The sequence below is a fragment of the Vibrio sp. D54 genome, assembly GCF_021728075.1.
Classification (GTDB): Bacteria; Pseudomonadota; Gammaproteobacteria; order Enterobacterales; family Vibrionaceae; genus Vibrio; species Vibrio alginolyticus.
This window is the reverse complement of the sequence record NZ_JAKKCS010000002.1, coordinates 1-17,412: the sequence shown is the minus strand read 5'-3', so window position 1 is coordinate 17,412 and position 17,412 is coordinate 1. Positions and strand designations below refer to the sequence as shown.

The window sequence follows — 17,412 nt, the reverse complement described above, 5'->3', positions numbered from 1 at the left end:
TTGCTGAGCCTAATTCGATTAGTTAAGTTGAGTTTCAAACGTTAGGTGAACATTGGCACTCGCTTTATCCGCCAATGGATTATCTTTTAATTCACCTTTGTAGTTCGCTTTCATTAAGTAGCGCCCGGCGACTTCTGGCGTGAAGATCACTTTGCCATCTTTATCGCTCACCACATCGATTTGTTCTTGATGGTTTCGGTACATGGTCCCTTCACGTGTAATCTCAGCAGTAACGCCCTCTTGTGGCTCTCCGTTAAAGAAAAACTGGAAAGTCACAGGCTCACCTTCAATGATGTCCGATGGATGCGTGATCGGTTTCATCTCTAGCATTTTGCCTTCAATCTCCAACGCTTTGTCCGTTGGCATACCAACCGTAATGTAGCTTTCTGCTCGGGTGTAACTTAGTTGAGTAACCACATCACGCGCTTGCTCGGGAAGCACATCACCACGCTCAGCTTTGCTTGCTCGCGCCCATTTCACCGTATCACGACGGCCCGCTTTGTATTGTGTGTAGTAGCTCGGCTGATTATTAATCGCAACTTTGTGCGTGCCTTCTTCTGTAAAAAAGAAATCAAACATAGAGCGACGCTTGCCACGAACAACAAAGTTAGGACGCTCAGAGCGGCCATCCGGCATCACCACAAATGCCTGGTCACTACCCGCAGGCTTATCAAAAACAAACGTTCCGTGAGAGGCAGTAACATCAAATGTCAGCCAGTCACCGCCTTCTTTAGAAACCGTAAAGTGAGAGGGCAGAACCCAACGTGGATGTGCTTGTGCGGTGGTGGTTACAGCCAATCCCATTGCCATTACACTCGCCCATGCCACTGCTTTCATTTTGGTTTTCATTGTTGTGTCCTTTAATCACTTAACTTGATAATTGACGGTGATGACACCCGTCTCTTGTGTTGGTTTAAGCTCATAGCGCACGTCACTGTCCGCTAGCGTTAATTTTTGACGTAAGTAGTTTCGCCCACCATGTTCACGAACGACTTCGACGTACAACGTGTAATTTCCTTGCTCCAAACGCTCCCCTGCGTCATTGGTTCCATCCCAGACGAAGCGGTATTGACCAGCAGGACGTGTTGCAGACGTCACCGCATCAACAAGTTCACGATCATAACGACCCGCTTTTCTCCACCAGCTGCGTAGATCTTTTAACCATTCGTCTTTCCCTACCCATAACTGAATGGTTTTAACTGGTTTACGCTGATCGTTTTCAACCCAAACCGCCACATAAGGGCGTGCATACATTGAGGTATCTATCTTTGGAAGTTCGAGTTCGAAGTCGACCTTCGCGTTATCAGGTAAAGGCGCCGCGGAAAGAGAGAAAGGAGCAAAAGCCGCGATCAAAGCGGCTTTACAAAAGTGATTACGGCGGAAAAATCTTCCTGTGTTCAACATAAGTGTTCTCTAAAAAAGCTGTTATGGAACAGCAACAAAATAAATTACGAGCGACAGTAACGTACCAAAGCTCATCCATTGCATTGACGTTCTGAGCGTCTTCTTCTTAGGCAGTAACAAGCACACGCCTGTAAGAACAAAAAACACCATCAAAAGCGCAGTGACGTCGATAAACCACTTCCAAATCCCACCACTGTTGCGTCCTTTATGTAGATCGTTCAGCAGCGCAACAATACCGTAGTGCGTCGTTTCGACGTCTGCTGCACCAGTAGTCATATCAATAAAGACCGTAGCGTTATAACCCGGGCCTTTAAAATCCATAGAAAGCTCTCCGAGTAACAACTCACCTTGCTCAACTTCGGTATACACATCTAGTGTGGAGGGAGTGCCGCGAAGCTCGGTTTCTTTAGTCAAGAAAGCCACCAGCCCTTCACGATTAGGTTGAAAGGTATCTGAATGTGAGAATAGAACTGAGTGCGGAACCGTCAGAGTATGTTGTTGAATGATAGGTTCACTGCGTTCAAACAATTCGGGGCGATTGAGGGTAATACCAGTTACTGCAAAAAACAGCGTAACTAAGAGAAGAGCCATCGAAATATAGATATGTAGGCGGCGAGCCCAAGTTTGAACACCTTTGCTTGTAAGCAACATAGAAACAATCATCACCAATAAATGTGGGGCATAATTTAGGTGATAATCATTCGTATTGGCATTTAATTTACATTGTTTACTTTAGACAAAAAAATACCCGAGACTGAGCTCGGGTATTTAATAAAAATGTTCGCTATGAGTTCTGCGTCGATTCTACTTTACGTAGCTGAGATAGATACTTAACCCAACTTTTTGCCTGATTCGATGGCTTAATCTCATTCGCTCTTTTGGCATTAGCGAGCGCATCGTCAAACCGCTTAAGTTTGTAGTAAGCGCGAGTTTTGATAAGTGCAACATCCGCTTTACGACCTCTGACATTATCGAGCGCGGCAATGGCATCTTTATAATGGCCTTCTTGCACCAACAGTTGAGAATAGTTCCAGTAATACTGCCTATCTAGCTGAGCAGCAATACGCCAGCTATCAATAGACTCTTCCCACTCTTTTGCCATTTGCCAATACGTCGCTTGCTGAGCTTTCAGTTTACTATTCGAGTTTACATCCTCTAGCTCGTTCATTACCAACGCAGCTCTCTCAGGAATACCTCGTTTCGCGTACAATTGTGCCAGCAGCTTTAAGTCATCTTGGCTAAGTTGTAACCCTTTCAGTTTTGCCAACGCCAAAGAGTCCAGAGCACGTTTGTTGTCATCAACACGCAGGTAAAGAGCAACAAGCTGACGCCACCATTCAATTCGCTCAGGTTCAATCGCGATCAAGCGTTTGATGGTCGAGATTGCCGGCTTCCACTTTTTCAGTTCTAGCTCAGCAGAAAGCTTTATCGACAATGCGCCAAGCTTGTCTAGCTGACCAAACTTCTCATAACGAGCCATTGCTGAAAGCACTTTCTGCCACTGACTCAGTTGATAATGAGATTGGGAAATACGCAGCCATAGCTCATGCGCTTTTTGACCTTTAGGAATGTTTTTGCTCAAGGCATAGTAATGAGGTAACGCCTTAGAAAAGCGTTGCTCGTTCAGCAGTATATCGGCCAACATTTTTCGGGTTTGCCATGCTTGCTCATCTTGTAGCAAACCACTATTGACTGCCAACTCAAGTTGCTTAATTGCTGCTTGAGTTTGTTCATTCTGCCAGTAAAAAATACCCAACATTCGAGCGACATAAGCTTGGTCATATCCACGAGAAAGCTCCATAGCTTCAAGAGATGAAATCGCTTCTTTTAGCTTCTCCTCTTGAGCCAAGTTGTGTGCTCGTTGAACTCTCGCGGCAGTGTATTGGCTTAACTCACTGGCAATGGTTGAAAGTGCACTCAGGCTTAATACCGTACCGATTAAGAATTTTTTCATCATTTGGCTAACTTGAACTCCACTTTAGCGGTTTGTCCATACTGCTCAATTGACACACCATCCTCAACTTTTGGCTGATACTTCCATTTTTTAAGCGCACGAATCGCTTCTCTTTCGAACATACGCTGTGGCTCAGCCTCGATCACTTCAATATCTTTTGGTCGTCCAGTTGCATCGATCGTGAAACGCATAATGACATAGCCTTCAACTCTACGTTTCAGCGCCTTACTTGGATAGCGAGGATCAACACGATACAACGGCAGTGCTTGTTGGTTGCCCATTGTTCCCTTCAAGTTTGGTGCACTGATCGCGATACCTTCAAGGGCAGTGTTCAAACCTAAAGCACTGACTGGCGTCATCTGGCTCATTGGCTCCATTTGAGTGTCAGCTTGAGACAGATCCATTGGCTCCGGCGCTTGGGGTGGTTCTGGTTGCTCCGGCACTGAACGTTGACGGCGCTGCACGTCTGCTTCATTCTCTACCATCACCATATCAAAACGAACCGCTTCCGAAGCTTCTGGCGCACGCTGGTTGCCTTTATCAACCATCCACGCCATAAAGCTAAACAGGCTCACAGAAATTAACAGTGATGCTGGTAGTGCAAGTAACAGCCTGCCCATTAAGGTTTCTCCGCCGCCAATGCGATGTTTTTCACGCCCGCCGCTTTTGCAGCGTCCATCACTTTCACGACAGTGCCATTGTAAGCATGCTCGTCAGCTTGGATAACTAACGAAGCATCAGGCTGATCAAGTAACAGGTGCTCAATAGAGGCCTCAACACGCTCAATATCAACCACTCGTTTGTCGATGTACACGTCATTTGCTGCCGTTACCGCGATAAAAATGCCCGCATCTTTTTGGCTTACCACATTAGAAGCCTGAGGGCGGTTCACTTCTACACCGGATTCACGTACAAACGAACTGGTCACAATGAAGAAGATCAACATGATGAAGACGATATCAAGCATCGACGTTAAATCGACTTGAGCTTCATCTTGTTGGTTAGGTCTGCGTCCGAGTCTCACTTTTGACTCCTTAAAGATTGTTCTAACTGGATAGCTTTTCGTTCACACACTTTGCTAAGGCGAGCATGAATAAACATGCCCGCCAGCGCTGCTACCATACCCGCCATGGTTGGCAGCGTAGCAAGTGAGATACCAGAAGCCATCAATTTCGGATTGCTGCTGCCTTGCGATGCCATTACGTCAAACACCGTAATCATGCCCGTCACCGTCCCTAACAACCCTAGCATTGGGCAAACCGCCACAAGCAGCTTAATAGTCGATAGGTTTTGGCGCAGTTCGATTTGCGCTTTTGCAATCCATCCTTCACGGATTTGATGTGCGTACCAAGAGTGGTGCTCTGATCTTGCTTGCCACTGCTCACAAAGCTGCTTCTTTACCCCAGGAAAAACTGTTGTGAGATAAATAACTCGCTCCATGACCAACAGCCAGCACACCGCCACGACGGCAGCTAGCCACCATAGGATTTGACCACCTTGTTGCATAAAGCTCATCAAGGTTGTGGCCCAATCCTCACTGATCAAACCCAATGTGCTGAGTAGGATCTGCTCCATTACGCTGCGTTCTCCGCTAAGGTGTTAGAGTGACTCTTGTTGCTCGGCATATCACGCTCAGCTTGTTCTGCAACTAAACCGATACCTTGCTTTTCTAAGATACTGCGAATATTTTCTGCTTGAGAGCTCAATACGTTGTGCGCCAATAACAATGGCATGGCTGAAACAAGGCCAAGTACAGTAGTTACAAGCGCCATCGAAATACCACCCGCCATTACTTTCGGATCACCATTACCAAATTGAGTGATGACTTGGAAGGTTTCGATCATACCCGTTACCGTGCCCAGTAGACCAAGCATAGGGGCCAGCGCAGCAAGAAGCTTCAGCATCGACAACCCTTTTTCTAGGTGGGTTTGCTCATCAACAACGGCTTCCAAAAGACGTAGCTCTAACGCTTCTACGCTGCGATGCTTATCTTTCTGATACACCGCAAGCACACGACCCAAAGGGTTGTCTTCTGGCTGTGCTGGAGTTTTCAGTTGCTTCATGATTTTCTGGCGCGAAATCATCAGTGATGCACCACGTACGAGCGCAATCAATAGGCCGATAGCTAATAAACCAAGGATGATTTTACCGACAACGCCGCCTGCATTTAGGCGATCAGCCAAAGTCGGTGAGTTTGCGATCTGCTCAAGAAGAATGCCGCGTGACGGGTCAATGACAAGCGCATCAATGTCACCAGAGGAAATAGTATTCGCTGTTGGACCGCTTTCAGGCTGACGAAGATAGTTTACCGCATCTCCGCGTTGACCATTCCACTTAACGTAGCCAGTGTCATCCAGCAGCGCCATAGAACCAAGACGAACACCATTAACCGTTTGTTCACGACCTTCGCCATTTAGCAGTGTGAAAGAGACGTTTGCCATCTCACCACTTGCTTTGATTTGTTCTACCATGCTGTGCCACATCGCCTGAAGTTGGGTCAACGTTGGCAGTGATTTAGCCGCAACAATAGCATCGATATCTTTCTGATATGAGTTTGCATCTACACCCGTTACTGAGCTCTTGAGCTCTGACTCTAGCTCTTTTGCGTTCTGGCGAACGACGCCAAATAGCTCACCTAAGCTCCCGGTTTCTAGACGTAGCTTTTCTTCTAGCTGCGCCAGTTCCGCTTCATTTTCACCGAAAGTAACACTTAATGAGTCCGCTTCTGCTTGAAGAGCCGCTCGCTCTGCGGCCAATTTATTCTTTATAGCCTGTAGCTCTTGCTCTGTTTTCTTAAAACCTGATTCACGCGCGACATTGTGCGATTGCTGTTGACGATTTTCTTGCTGCGCCTTTTGTAACAATGCATCACTAGCAACAGTTGTATGAGGCATTAATGCGGCTGTCGAGATTAGTGCAACCGATAACCATTTTTTCATCATTTATTTGCCCTCCGCAGCGGTTAACGACACTGGCAGAGTTAACATACTCGGCGCGATCTGTTTATTCGCCATAGCGAACGCTTTATCTAGCTCTGATTTTTGCTCAGAACCCACTTGTTGCCATGCTTGTTGTTGCTGTGACCAGCTCCAAAATGTGTCACCAGATAAGCTACGCGCTACCAAAGACAAACGCCCTAAATAGAGAATGTCCGCCTCCACAGCTTCATTGTCACCCAGGTTAATCTTGCCTTGGTAAACGCCAAGCTTGGTGCCGTAATCCATTTCAATTTGGTACGCTTCTAAAATACGACGAAACTTCTCTGCATCCGCAACGTCTGCACGCGTCATCATGGAATCCAGCTTTGCAATTCGTTCCTCACGTTGCGCTTTGCGTATAGGTTTGTCATTAGCAACGAGCGCTTTTAAGCCTTCAAGCATGTGATACATCAAAGGCACGACACCTTGACGAGTTTGAGCAATCTGCTCAATTTGCTCGTTCAAGCTATCAACTTCTTGATTTTGGCTCTCAACAAGGCTTGCAAGATGATCGCGATAAATCTTCAAGTTACCGACTTCCTCTTGCAGCTGCTCAATTTCAGCTTCTAGAGTAAGTGATTTTTCTGCGCTTGCATCAATACGTTTTTGGCTTACCGCCGACGACTGGTTTGTTTTACTCTGCACAGCTTGTGCATCGTTTAAGTTCGCCGCGTGAGCGGGAATCAAAACCGATGATATCAACAGAGCGATACTTGATTTCATTAGATTCATACGAGTTATATTTCTGTGTTCCAAAAACGACCAAAGGGGAAGACTACCCTTCCCCTTTAATAATCAAATTGTTATCAGTACTTGAACTGGATTGTTGCCATGTAGTTGCGGCTTTCTCCAACCACAACCCCACTCGCACCTTTTTGCTCGCTATTCGTGCTACCACCACCTGCGAAGTAGTCGGTATCGAATAAATTCTCGACATTGAATCGAGCAATGATATCCAAGTTTTCATCGTACTTATGTTTGTATGACACGCCCATATCAACGCGAGCGTAGCCATCTTTCTTGAAGGTGTTCTTTGCATCACCGTAGCGATCACCTTCATAAATCAAACCGAGGTTTAGGTTCGTATTGTCCTGAACCTTGTAGCTAGACCATAGACTTGCCGAGAACTCTGGCACATCTGCAGGGCGGTTACCCTCGAATTTTTTATCCGCTTTCGTCAACTCTGCATCCAAATACATTGCAGAAGCCGTTAGCGACAACTCTGGGGTCACAAAACCTTGAGCCATTAACTCAGCACCTTTGTGAACTTGCTCACCACCTTGCGTTTTCTTGTGTAGGAGATTACCGCCCGCGTCTTTGCCGCTTTCAACATCCAGCGAGATGTTCTCTAATGTGATATCAAACACTGCACCGGATACAAATAAGCGCTGATCGAACAGTTCCCACTTAGTTCCGATCTCGTAAGAGATACCACGCTCTGCGTCTAGCTTCTCGCCATCGTTCACGTAAGTTTTGCCACGACCACTGCTGACTTCACCTTGCGGCATAAAGCTTTCAGAGTACTGAACGTAAACCGAGCCATTTGTCGCTGGGTGGAAAATCACACCAAACTTAGGAGAAACTTGATTCTCTGTCAGGTCATCATCACGCTTTTCATCATAACGAACCCCTGCAAGTACTTGCCAAGACTCGTTAATAGTCATCATGTTTTGCGCGTAGATACCCCAAGTATCGTACTCAGTCGTTGGTGATTTCTTCGAACTACGATAGCCAGGCTTAGGCACCGTTTCTCCTGGCGCAATACTCGCCTCATTATGAAATGCCATAAAGCGATCATAACTGTAATCTAAGTAGTTAGCGCCCACTAACAACGTGTTTTCCGTACCGAACAAAGTAAAGTCCGTCGTCACATCTATATATGCAGTATCAAATACCCAATTATCGGAGCGATCATTCCCTTTGTGTCGAATCACACCGTCTTTGTCATAATTGTCAAACTTAGGGTAAGACTCTACATCAAAACGCTTAAAGTCTTGACGGTTGTAACCCGCTTTTACGTTTACATTGTCAGTCACTTGAGCATTAATATCGATACCGTAGTTTTCTACTTCGTTGTCAATCTTTGACCACTGGGCATCCCAGATGTGCTTGTCACCGCGAACCGCTTTACCATCCACAATGTAAGCACCAGAATCCACACTACCATCGTCTTTCGTGCGATCGTAATGCGCTGACACCATAAAGTTGTCGGTGATGTCGTACTCAACCACTAGGCCCGCAACCGTACGATCCGTTTCTGGCTCGGTACCATCGCCGTAGCTGCGCCAAGAGCCGTAGCTTTCTTTGGCAAAAATTGCGCGCGCGCGCAGTGTCTCTGCATCATTTAGCGCGCCACTCACATCAAGCACCGTGCGTGAGTGATCATTCGAACCTAGATCTTGACTCAAACTAGCTTGTGTTTGAGTTGTTGGTTTTTTCGAAACCATGTTTACCAAGCCACCCGGCTCAGATTTACCGTATAGCAGACCTGATGGGCCTTTAAGCACTTCAACACGCTCTAAAAGCTCAATTGGCTGGCGGTAGTGTGACCAGTGTTGACGGCCATCACGAAGAAAACCGTCTGAACTGCTAAGTTCAAAACCACGTAGAGAGAAACGTTCGCGGTTACGGCTTGTACCACCCGCGCTAACACTTGCATCGTTACGTAGCACTTCACCAAGTGTACTTGCACGCTGCTCATCAATTACCGTTTCATCGATAACCGCTACTTGTCCTGGCGTTTCCAGTTGCGTCATTTCCATGCGCATTGCTGTACTGTTTGTATCCGCCTTGTAGCCGAACTCTCGACCTTCTACAACTACATGTTCGTCTGTTTGAACGTCCGCCACTGCAGGTGTTGCTAATACCGCACCGATCACTAGCGCCAAATGGCTCTTAGTAAACATATCCTTTCACTCCGATTATTATTTTTCGGGTCACATGCTTGTTGAATGCGATTCCCTCTTAATTATTTCGCGGGTGAATATAAGTGATAAGTATTACCATTTGCATTAAATTTACATTCTTTGCATTTGCAAACTTTTGTAAAGTACTCTCTGATGACGAGCTACAATAACGTGATCAGCATCACGGTTAATAAGACTTAACCATACTTACTGCTTGAACACCAAAGTAACACTCAGACCTCCTTGTTCACGATTTTTCGCCGTAACGGATCCACCCATAATGCGCATGGATTCTTTGACAATCGCGAGACCTAAGCCGTAGCCGCCAAGCTTCTTATCTCTTGATGCATCTAAGCGAGTAAATGGGTCAAAAATATCGACCAACTTGTTCTCTGGAATACCAGGCCCATTGTCGGATACAGACATGGAAATCAATTGCTGCCCATCTTTGACATGATTAGCCAGAGAAACTTCTATCTGAGATGCTTGCCCTGAATATTTGATGGCATTTCCAACAAGGTTATTCAAACAACGAATGATGAGCGTTTCTTCGCAAAAAGCTTTGGCGCATGTTGCTTCTGAACGGAATGACAATGTTTGTTCTGGTTTTAAATCGATTTTGCACCGCTCTACTTGCGGTGCGAGCAACACCTCTAAATCACGGCGTTTCGCACCTTTGTCGAAACGCGCATTTTCCAAGCGACTGAACTCCAAGATATCGCTTATCAAATGGTTTAGCTCTTTAGCTTCGTCTTCTAGCCTGGTCACCAAGCTTTGCTCGTTTTCCCCAACTCGCTTCCGCAAAAGGTGTAGAACTAAATTCTGTCTTGCTAACGGCGTTCGGATCTCGTGGGAGACATCTCTTATAAGCAATCGCTGCTTTTCGGCAAGAGAATGAATTTGCTGTGTCATGTGGTCGAAGTCTTGCGCCAGCTCGTTAAACTCGCGCGTATTCGATTTTAACTCTTTCACCACACTGACATTAAAGTCGCCGTTAGATAGCTTTTTGCTTGCTTCTCTTAAGCGATCAAGCGGCTGTTGTAAGTTGCGTGCCATTAGCAATGAGAACAACGCTAAAATAACTACCGCAATCACCACTTTGAGAATAGAGAAATATAAAATGAAGTCATGTGCGGGATGCAGTCGATGTGGCAGTTGAATCACCAAGCTATTATCTTTAACCAAAGGGATATTGATAATCGGGCGATTTACCTTTCCCTCAAGTTGATCATCAATACTTCTTTTAAATTGAAGTTTGAACTCGAAGTGTGGATGCATTAAACGGTGAGTGACGGGTTGCTGGTGCTCATTCAGCACAAACAGATAAAAGTTTTGCGCGTTCGCCCAGTCAGCAAGTTCATCCATGTCTCCGTGCTCAATCAGCACATTGGCTTGATGTGCAAGATCGAGCATTTCTTCTCGCACACTGTCCGGCACTTTTAGCATGGCTTTCACAAGAGCTTGCTCAGCCATTGCTTGTACGACCAAAATACTTATCACAATTGCAGTCATATAACTAAACAACTTAAACGCTAAGCTATCTTTACGTTTAGCGATAAAAGGTGGGCACGTGAGCTTCATTAATTGTTTACAGCCTCTAGGTAGCTGTAACCTTTGCCACGGAAGGTTTTGATATGTTGCTTAGAGAGCCCTGCTTCTACTAGCTTGCGACGTATATTACTGATGTGCATATCAAGGTTGCGGTCAAAAGGGCTTAGCTCTTTCTTTAATACTTCGGTTTGGAGTTCCGCTTTTGAAATCACCACACCTTGGTTTTTGACTAGATAGCTCAGTAACTCGGCTTCCGTGCTTGTGAGTGGTAAGCTATTGAGCTGTTCACTGATCGTTTGAACGGTACTGCACATCGCCTGACGTTGGCGCTCTAAACCAACACGACGAAGAATCGCTTTGATGCGCATCAGAAGCTCAGCAACATTAAAAGGCTTTCCTATGTACTGATCGGCTCCCGCTTGGTAGCCATCAAGCATCGAGTTTTCATCATTAAGAGCAGTAAGCATTAGAATAGGTGTCGCGAAGCGTTGACAGATTCTCCGGGCAACTTGCATGCCGTTAAGGTTTGGTAACATGACATCAAGCAGTACAAGATCTACCGGCGTTTTTTCCATATATTGCAAAGCACTTTCACCGCAATGTACAGAAGAGACAATATAGCCCTCCTCTTGCAAAACTGCTTCTAATAGCTCACACAAAGGAACGTCATCATCCACTATCAAAACTCGAGACATTACCACTCACCATTCAAATAAAAATGGTTCGCATTCTATTACTCATTTACAAATTAAACAACTACACATCCTAGGGCTTTAAGTCAACAGGACTCAGTCCAAGAAGCAGCAACGTACTATTAGAGTTTAATGTTCACTTGCACTAAAGGTTCCTAACAATATGCACCTAGATATATCTTCATAGAAAAAACGAGTACAATCTGGCAACCACAAAGCAAAAGATAAAGCGAATGGAAACGTTATTAATTGGTCACCGTGGCGTGGCAGGTTCATACCCTGAGAATACAAAAATAAGCATTCAAGCAGCCATTGACCTGGGATTAAAGTGGGTGGAAGTGGATATACAGCCTACCAAAGATAATGTTTTAGTGGTTTGCCATGATCATACCGTCAATCGATGCAGCAATGGACAAGGCCGTGTTGATGAGCTCACCCTGGAAGAGTTAAAAGCATTAGATTTCGGTAGTTGGTTTAGCACAGACTTTTCAGGCGAGAAGATCGTGACACTAGATGAACTGCTCACTTTAGCTACTGAGAATAAGCTTAACTTGAATATTGAAGTTAAAGTAGACAACCATCCAGCGGAAGAAGTGGCGCAGACTCTCGCCAATGCGTTAGCAAAAAGTCCAATGCCGCAAGAGAATGTACTCCTATCGAGCTTTAGTCATGACGTCATTAGAGCGATGCACAAATACTGCAGTGGCTACCGATTGGGTGTGTTAAGTGAATTCTTTACGAGAAAAGATAAACGCCTTTTGGAAGAAGTTAGTGCCTATAGCTGCAACCTAAACATTAACTGGGTTCGTACTCGCCAGATAAACAAACTCCAACAAGCCGGTTACAAAGTGATGTGCTATACGGTGAACAATCCAAATAAACTGAAATACCTGCCTCAGTTAGACGGTATTTTTAGTGATCATCCACAGCGCTTTATGCCATAGCCTATAAGAGCCAGAACATTAAAGGGGACCTTTTATTACCACTCAATCTGAATTGGTGTCCCCATCTCGACAAGCTGGATAAATTCATCCATCTCTTCGTTGGTAATCGCAATACACCCATTAGTCCAATCAAAACTTTGGATGTAAATCGGCAACTGACTCTCACCGTTTTTTAAGCCATGAATTTTGATGTTCCCTCCAGGGGACACACCTCGGCGCTTCGCTTCCAACGTATCAATCGCATCAGGGTAACTGATATGCACAGAACGATAAAAAGCAGAGTCCTCTATAACATAATCTAGAGTGTACTCGCCCTCTGGCGTGCGATTGTCTCCCTCTTCTTGTTTATGTCCTTGCGGGTTCGCTCCTAAAGCAATTCGGTATTCTTTTAGCACTGCTCCTTGTTCCATCAAATACATTCGACGCTTAGACTTGTCGACTTTAACAAGGTCAACAGCTGCGTGAGTGCCCGAAGCAAACACACAACACAAGAACATAGAGAACCATTTTACTGACATTGTCGTAACGCCTAAGCTAATAAAGTGAACAAGAAAAGAGCGATAATGCTAGTCAGTTAATGCTCGTAAAGCAAACAGTATCTAATGCGGAACCGTAAGATAGCACTCGCTGAAAGGCGTACTTCTTATCGTTATTTGATACAACAAAGTCAAAGAGAAGATTTCTCTATTCATTGCGGCTAAGTTGCATTACTTTATAAGCATATTTATTTATAAAGTCCGCACTTTTTGAGAGGGAACCATGATTAACATTGCTTTTTTTAGTGCAAAATCCTACGACGAAGCCTCTTTTAATAAAATTAAAAATAACCGCGATTTTGAATTTCACTATCACGACTTCCGACTAACCGAAAAAACAGCCAAGATGGCGCACGGCAGTGATGTTGTATGTGCGTTCGTTAATGATGATCTTTCAGCTCCTGTCCTTAAACAGCTTTCTCTGGGCGGGACCAAGCTTATTGCTATGCGCTGCGCGGGATATGATAAAGTTGATCAACAAGCAGCCAAAGAACTAGGCTTACAAGTGGTTCGAGTTCCTGCTTACTCACCAGAGGCAGTGGCAGAGCACACGGTTGGTTTAATGATGTGCCTAAACCGCCGTCTTCACAAGGCCTACCAACGGACACGTGACGCCAACTTCTCGCTAGAAGGTCTTGTTGGCTTTAACTTTTTCGGAAAAACCGTTGGTGTTATTGGTACGGGTAAGATTGGTATCGCGACGATGCGTATCTTCAAAGGGCTTGGCATGGAGCTGCTTTGCTACGACCCCTACGAAAACCCATTAGCACTAGAAATGGGAGCCCGTTACTGTTCGCTTGAAGAAATCTACGCTAATGCGGATGTTATCTCTCTCCATTGCCCAATGAGTGAAGAAAACTATCACTTATTGAACGAAAAAGCCTTCGCGCAAATGAAAGATGGCGTGATGATCATTAACACCAGTCGAGGCGAGTTGCTAGATTCACTAGCGGCGATAGAAGCGTTGAAACAAGGTAAGATTGGTGCGCTTGGCCTAGACGTGTATGACAATGAAAAAGACTTATTCTTCCAAGATAAATCTAACGATGTCATTGTAGATGATGTTTTCCGCCGTTTATCGGCTTGTCATAACGTGCTGTTTACTGGCCACCAAGCATTCTTGACTCACGAAGCACTTAATAATATTGCCTCTGTGACGCTTGATAACGTCGAAGCCTTTTTCTCTGGTAACGTATCGGGCAATGAACTGATTAACTAAAGCCAGACAATCGAGAAGTATAGTAGAGCGTGTGATCTCAGCTATGCTATACTCCTCGACTATTTAAAATTTGAGCCAAATTACCATGAGCATAAAAACTGATATTCAAAAGCTGCACAACCGTTTAGATACATGCCAACGTAAACTTGATGCGGCACGTTCTCGTGGTGATCACGAAATGATTACAAAGTTCACGGATGAAGTAGAACAGCTGACCAAAAAGCTTAACCAGTTAAAGCACAAGCAAAACTATGAGCTGAATAAAGAACGTAAAAGCTTACTTGATATGCCTTTCTCTCGTGAAATCACCAAAGCAGAACAAGCGGACATCGGCAAACTGAAAAAACGCGTACGCGGCTTAGTAATCGTTCACCCATTAACAAAAGTTGGTAAAGAACTTCGCCTTGATGTGATGACAGGCTTTGCGCCAAAAGAGTTTTAAAACTCGCATTAACATTTATGGAGCCCAAGCATTTGCTTGGGCTTTTTATTTTGTACTGCTTCATTAGATTTCATCGAAATATCAATCCATAAGCTATTAAAAAGGCCAGCGACAAAAGCCACTGACCAATATCGTCCGCATTACATCTCAACGTTACGACAGTTGCTGCAACTTGTGCTCCACAACGGGATCATTCGGAACCAACTGCTGAGCGACTTCCAAAAGCTGTACTGCATCTTGCGGGTTGTCATACTCATGCTTAAGTGCAATATCAACAAGTGGCTGAATATCGATTTGTGCTTGATGCTCCTTCACATGTTCTTTCTTTTCTTCAATTAGTACATTATGAGCGGTACTCAGTAAGTTTAAACGATGCTGTGAGCTCGCATTCGCCTTGTTAAGGCACTGATAGTAATCTTCTTTTAAGCGCAGCGTTTTGGTCTGATGACGAAACTGCGCTATATCTATCTTCTGATAACGTATAAAGTCTACGGCCACTTGCTTATAAAAACCGAATTTATTCAAATACGTCGCGTGGGTACCATGTCCCATCCCAAAGACTCTCAAGTGAGTGAGCTCTGGGTAGCGTTTGGCGTGAAGGCGGTCGATTTCATTAGTTGGATCATAAATGATATAGCCTTTTGCATCGCCAAGGTCGAGGTCGTGATACTTTCCTTCCCAATCAAATTGTTGGGCAAGTTCAGTACTTGGCCTATCATCCCATGGCACCAAAACTTTGTTTTTTGTGCTGACCGGGTGAAACATCAATACTTGATCCAACTTTAATAGATTAGAAAAGGCACCAATAGCAAAACCACCGCGGCTAAGTCCATAGCCTAAACGACATTCAAAGGGCTCAAGTAAAGTCGACAGTTGCTCTAGAAAGAAAATTAAATTACGACTACGAAACCAGTTACTTTTCCCAAGGTGCTGAAATGAAATAATATTTACTTTTTGTTTCTGGGCTAAGCGATAGCCCCAAGGCGCAAAGTCTGAGTGTAAGTCCTGTACTTGTAGATTCGTACCAGCAGGGGAAAAGGTGAACAACAACGGTTTATTGCGGTCGACAAACTCATACTTAACAAATACATCATCAAGTAAGTCCTCCCCGGACATCGGTAGCCTGGTTTGCTGTTCTTCACGAGAAAGAGCCAGCCATTCATCCAACCAGTACAGTAACTTCATTAATCCTCCATCTAAATTGCGCCTAGCAATTGTGTTAAAAATCTAGTTTTTAGTGTGTGATCATCTCCCCCTGGTTACAGGGGACTCTGATATCAGTCCTCTTTTAAAACAAAGCGTGAATTTGCTTATTAAATTGGTCAATATCTAAGGTTTGATGGCGAACAAACTCCTGCGCCACCAGATTAAAAAATTCTAATTTATCTAATTGTGTGGATTGAGTGCCGTGTCCCATACCGACGACTTTTAAATGGGTAAGCTCTGGATAACGTTCAGCATGAAGACGATCAATGCGATTGGATGGGTCATAAATAATATAACCTTTGGCATTGCCCAAATCTCGATCATGGTAGCCGCTTTCCCAAGCAAACTGCTGAGCAAGCTCAGTACTCGGCCGATCATCCCAAGGCACTAACGCTTTATTTTTAGTGCTAACAGGATAAAACAACAAAAGATGTTCTAGTTTCAGCAAGTTAGCGAACGCGCCAATTGCAAAGCCACCTCGACTTTGCCCATAACCCAAACGACATTTGAAGGGATGAAGCAACTCAGATAGCTGCTCCAGAAAGAAAATCAAATTCCGACTACGGAACCAATTACTTTGTCCTAAATGTTGAAAGGCAATAATGTTTACTTGTTGTTGTATTCCGAGCTCGTAGCCCCAAGGAGAAAAATCCGGAGTTAAATCTTGTACCTGCACATCAGTACCGGAAGGAGAAAATGTAAACAACAATGGCTTGTTAAGATCGACGAGTTCATACTTCACAAACACATCATCAAGTAAATCGTAGCCAGAGATAGGTAAAGCCATCTCTTGTTCTTGTTGAGTAAGAGCTTGCCATTCATCTAACCAGTAAAGTAGCTTCATTTTTTCTCCAAGTGCATCCGCAGTATTTAGACTGGAACTCTATCAAAATGCGTTTAAGCATCCCACGTTGAGACTTAAGAAAGCTCTATTTGAAGCCCAAATGAGACGTATGGAAATGTCTTCGATTGAAGGTATTACTGCGTAAACTAAACCCAAAGTAGGTACGCAAAAACTTGGAGAAAGAGCTAGAGAAAAATCAATTAGAAGTTTCGATAACAGCGGTTAAAAAACAGCAGATACAAAAAAACCGCTGTAAGAACAGCGGTTTTTTTAAAAGTGGCGGAGAGATAGGGATTTGAACCCTAGATACGCTATTAACGTATGCCGGTTTTCAAGACCGGTGCTTTCAACCACTCAGCCATCTCTCCACAAATTGTCACTAAAACTTAGTCTTATACTATTGATGCTAATTTTTAGTTTTGCCTTCAGTTATCTCAATTAAAGAGAACTTGAAAGCGATGTTTAAAGCCTGGCGATGTCCTACTCTCACATGGGGAAGCCCCACACTACCATCGGCGCTATTTCGTTTCACTTCTGAGTTCGGCATGGAAATCAGGTGGGTCCAAAACGCTATGGTCGCCAAGCAAATTCTTTAATCTGGAAAGCTGTTTTTTTAATTCTCGTTCTTACACATTCAATGTTCTTTCATTGAGTCCATCAAAACCCCTTGGGTGTTGTATGGTTAAGCCTCACGGGCAATTAGTACAGGTTAGCTCAACGCCTCACAACGCTTACA

At 44.5% G+C, this 17,412-nt stretch carries 18 protein-coding genes, 1 tRNA gene and 1 rRNA gene; 3 read left to right on the top strand and 17 right to left on the bottom strand.

What is annotated here, in order from left to right:
- Positions 1 to 18 precede the first annotated feature (18 nt).
- The 12 genes from L3V37_RS02695 to L3V37_RS02640 form a co-directional block, all read right to left on the bottom strand.
- A complete protein-coding gene (locus tag L3V37_RS02695; protein ID WP_237305784.1) occupies positions 19 to 849 on the bottom strand; it encodes a DUF4198 domain-containing protein in 831 nt (276 codons plus the stop codon).
- A 15-nt stretch (positions 850 to 864) separates the two neighbouring features.
- Positions 865 to 1,404, bottom strand: a complete 540-nt coding sequence (locus L3V37_RS02690) for a DUF2271 domain-containing protein (protein WP_237305783.1) — start codon at positions 1,402 to 1,404, stop codon at positions 865 to 867.
- Positions 1,405 to 1,425: 21 nt separating this feature from the next.
- Positions 1,426 to 2,055 (bottom strand): PepSY-associated TM helix domain-containing protein, encoded by a 630-nt coding sequence (locus L3V37_RS02685; RefSeq protein WP_237305782.1) that lies wholly within the window; start codon positions 2,053 to 2,055, stop codon positions 1,426 to 1,428.
- A 133-nt stretch (positions 2,056 to 2,188) separates the two neighbouring features.
- Complete coding sequence (locus L3V37_RS02680) at positions 2,189 to 3,361, bottom strand: hypothetical protein (protein ID WP_237305781.1); 1,173 nt, start codon at positions 3,359 to 3,361, stop codon at positions 2,189 to 2,191.
- Positions 3,358 to 3,978, bottom strand: a complete 621-nt coding sequence (locus L3V37_RS02675) for an energy transducer TonB (RefSeq protein WP_006741220.1) — start codon at positions 3,976 to 3,978, stop codon at positions 3,358 to 3,360. The genes L3V37_RS02680 and L3V37_RS02675 overlap by 4 nt, the downstream gene beginning before the upstream one ends.
- Complete coding sequence (locus L3V37_RS02670) at positions 3,978 to 4,382, bottom strand: biopolymer transporter ExbD (RefSeq protein ID WP_005374257.1); 405 nt, start codon at positions 4,380 to 4,382, stop codon at positions 3,978 to 3,980. The genes L3V37_RS02675 and L3V37_RS02670 overlap by 1 nt, the downstream gene beginning before the upstream one ends.
- Positions 4,379 to 4,933 (bottom strand): MotA/TolQ/ExbB proton channel family protein, encoded by a 555-nt coding sequence (locus L3V37_RS02665; protein ID WP_017635540.1) that lies wholly within the window; start codon positions 4,931 to 4,933, stop codon positions 4,379 to 4,381. The genes L3V37_RS02670 and L3V37_RS02665 overlap by 4 nt, the downstream gene beginning before the upstream one ends.
- A complete protein-coding gene (locus L3V37_RS02660) occupies positions 4,933 to 6,300 on the bottom strand; it encodes a MotA/TolQ/ExbB proton channel family protein (protein WP_237305780.1) in 1,368 nt (455 codons plus the stop codon). The genes L3V37_RS02665 and L3V37_RS02660 overlap by 1 nt, the downstream gene beginning before the upstream one ends.
- Complete coding sequence (locus L3V37_RS02655; RefSeq protein ID WP_213987657.1) at positions 6,301 to 7,068, bottom strand: DUF3450 domain-containing protein; 768 nt, start codon at positions 7,066 to 7,068, stop codon at positions 6,301 to 6,303. It lies immediately after the preceding gene.
- A 74-nt stretch (positions 7,069 to 7,142) separates the two neighbouring features.
- Positions 7,143 to 9,242 (bottom strand): TonB-dependent siderophore receptor, encoded by a 2,100-nt coding sequence (locus L3V37_RS02650; protein WP_237305779.1) that lies wholly within the window; start codon positions 9,240 to 9,242, stop codon positions 7,143 to 7,145.
- 207 nt (positions 9,243 to 9,449) lie between these two features.
- Positions 9,450 to 10,823, bottom strand: a complete 1,374-nt coding sequence (locus L3V37_RS02645) for a sensor histidine kinase (protein WP_237305778.1) — start codon at positions 10,821 to 10,823, stop codon at positions 9,450 to 9,452.
- Entirely contained in the window at positions 10,823 to 11,488 is a 666-nt protein-coding gene (locus tag L3V37_RS02640; RefSeq protein WP_237305777.1) for a response regulator transcription factor, read from the bottom strand. The genes L3V37_RS02645 and L3V37_RS02640 overlap by 1 nt, the downstream gene beginning before the upstream one ends.
- 230 nt (positions 11,489 to 11,718) lie before the next feature.
- Between L3V37_RS02640 and L3V37_RS02635 the strand changes: the two genes are divergently transcribed.
- A complete protein-coding gene (locus tag L3V37_RS02635; protein ID WP_005386019.1) occupies positions 11,719 to 12,429 on the top strand; it encodes a glycerophosphodiester phosphodiesterase family protein in 711 nt (236 codons plus the stop codon).
- Between the two features lie 35 nt (positions 12,430 to 12,464).
- Here the strand turns inward: L3V37_RS02635 and L3V37_RS02630 are convergent, their stop codons facing one another.
- Positions 12,465 to 12,947: a murein L,D-transpeptidase family protein gene (locus L3V37_RS02630; protein ID WP_005374271.1), complete on the bottom strand. Its 483-nt coding sequence runs from the start codon at positions 12,945 to 12,947 to the stop codon at positions 12,465 to 12,467.
- 241 nt (positions 12,948 to 13,188) lie between these two features.
- On the opposite strand from L3V37_RS02630, the gene L3V37_RS02625 reads away from it, so the two are divergent.
- Together L3V37_RS02625 and L3V37_RS02620 are read left to right on the top strand one after the other, a co-directional pair.
- Complete coding sequence (locus tag L3V37_RS02625; protein WP_267135783.1) at positions 13,189 to 14,184, top strand: 2-hydroxyacid dehydrogenase; 996 nt, start codon at positions 13,189 to 13,191, stop codon at positions 14,182 to 14,184.
- A gap of 85 nt (positions 14,185 to 14,269) precedes the next feature.
- Positions 14,270 to 14,626, top strand: coding sequence for a YibL family ribosome-associated protein (locus L3V37_RS02620; RefSeq protein WP_005374274.1), 357 nt, complete (start codon positions 14,270 to 14,272; stop codon positions 14,624 to 14,626).
- A gap of 153 nt (positions 14,627 to 14,779) precedes the next feature.
- Here the strand turns inward: L3V37_RS02620 and L3V37_RS02615 are convergent, their stop codons facing one another.
- The 4 genes from L3V37_RS02615 to rrf form a co-directional block, all read right to left on the bottom strand.
- Positions 14,780 to 15,811: a hypothetical protein gene (locus L3V37_RS02615; RefSeq protein WP_005374275.1), complete on the bottom strand. Its 1,032-nt coding sequence runs from the start codon at positions 15,809 to 15,811 to the stop codon at positions 14,780 to 14,782.
- 103 nt (positions 15,812 to 15,914) lie between these two features.
- A complete protein-coding gene (locus L3V37_RS02610; protein WP_005374276.1) occupies positions 15,915 to 16,676 on the bottom strand; it encodes a hypothetical protein in 762 nt (253 codons plus the stop codon).
- A gap of 277 nt (positions 16,677 to 16,953) precedes the next feature.
- A tRNA-Ser gene (locus tag L3V37_RS02605) sits at positions 16,954 to 17,044 on the bottom strand.
- A 99-nt stretch (positions 17,045 to 17,143) separates the two neighbouring features.
- A 5S ribosomal RNA gene (rrf, locus tag L3V37_RS02600) occupies positions 17,144 to 17,260 on the bottom strand.
- Positions 17,261 to 17,412: the final 152 nt, after the last annotated feature.

Bases quoted from the DNA above. Each gene is read 5' to 3' on its own strand.
- L3V37_RS02695 (WP_237305784.1), bottom strand. From the start codon at position 849: ATGAAAACCAAAATGAAAGCAGTGGCATGGGCGAGTGTAATGGCAATG.
- L3V37_RS02690 (WP_237305783.1), bottom strand. From the start codon at position 1,404: ATGTTGAACACAGGAAGATTTTTCCGCCGTAATCACTTTTGTAAAGCC.
- L3V37_RS02685 (WP_237305782.1), bottom strand. From the start codon at position 2,055: ATGTTGCTTACAAGCAAAGGTGTTCAAACTTGGGCTCGCCGCCTACAT.
- L3V37_RS02680 (WP_237305781.1), bottom strand. From the start codon at position 3,361: ATGATGAAAAAATTCTTAATCGGTACGGTATTAAGCCTGAGTGCACTT.
- L3V37_RS02675 (WP_006741220.1), bottom strand. From the start codon at position 3,978: ATGGGCAGGCTGTTACTTGCACTACCAGCATCACTGTTAATTTCTGTG.
- L3V37_RS02665 (WP_017635540.1), bottom strand. From the start codon at position 4,933: ATGGAGCAGATCCTACTCAGCACATTGGGTTTGATCAGTGAGGATTGG.
- L3V37_RS02660 (WP_237305780.1), bottom strand. From the start codon at position 6,300: ATGATGAAAAAATGGTTATCGGTTGCACTAATCTCGACAGCCGCATTA.
- L3V37_RS02655 (WP_213987657.1), bottom strand. From the start codon at position 7,068: ATGAATCTAATGAAATCAAGTATCGCTCTGTTGATATCATCGGTTTTG.
- L3V37_RS02650 (WP_237305779.1), bottom strand. From the start codon at position 9,242: ATGTTTACTAAGAGCCATTTGGCGCTAGTGATCGGTGCGGTATTAGCA.
- L3V37_RS02645 (WP_237305778.1), bottom strand. From the start codon at position 10,823: ATGAAGCTCACGTGCCCACCTTTTATCGCTAAACGTAAAGATAGCTTA.
- L3V37_RS02640 (WP_237305777.1), bottom strand. From the start codon at position 11,488: ATGTCTCGAGTTTTGATAGTGGATGATGACGTTCCTTTGTGTGAGCTA.
- L3V37_RS02635 (WP_005386019.1), top strand. From the start codon at position 11,719: ATGGAAACGTTATTAATTGGTCACCGTGGCGTGGCAGGTTCATACCCT.
- L3V37_RS02630 (WP_005374271.1), bottom strand. From the start codon at position 12,947: ATGTCAGTAAAATGGTTCTCTATGTTCTTGTGTTGTGTGTTTGCTTCG.
- L3V37_RS02625 (WP_267135783.1), top strand. From the start codon at position 13,189: ATGATTAACATTGCTTTTTTTAGTGCAAAATCCTACGACGAAGCCTCT.
- L3V37_RS02620 (WP_005374274.1), top strand. From the start codon at position 14,270: ATGAGCATAAAAACTGATATTCAAAAGCTGCACAACCGTTTAGATACA.
- L3V37_RS02615 (WP_005374275.1), bottom strand. From the start codon at position 15,811: ATGAAGTTACTGTACTGGTTGGATGAATGGCTGGCTCTTTCTCGTGAA.
- L3V37_RS02610 (WP_005374276.1), bottom strand. From the start codon at position 16,676: ATGAAGCTACTTTACTGGTTAGATGAATGGCAAGCTCTTACTCAACAA.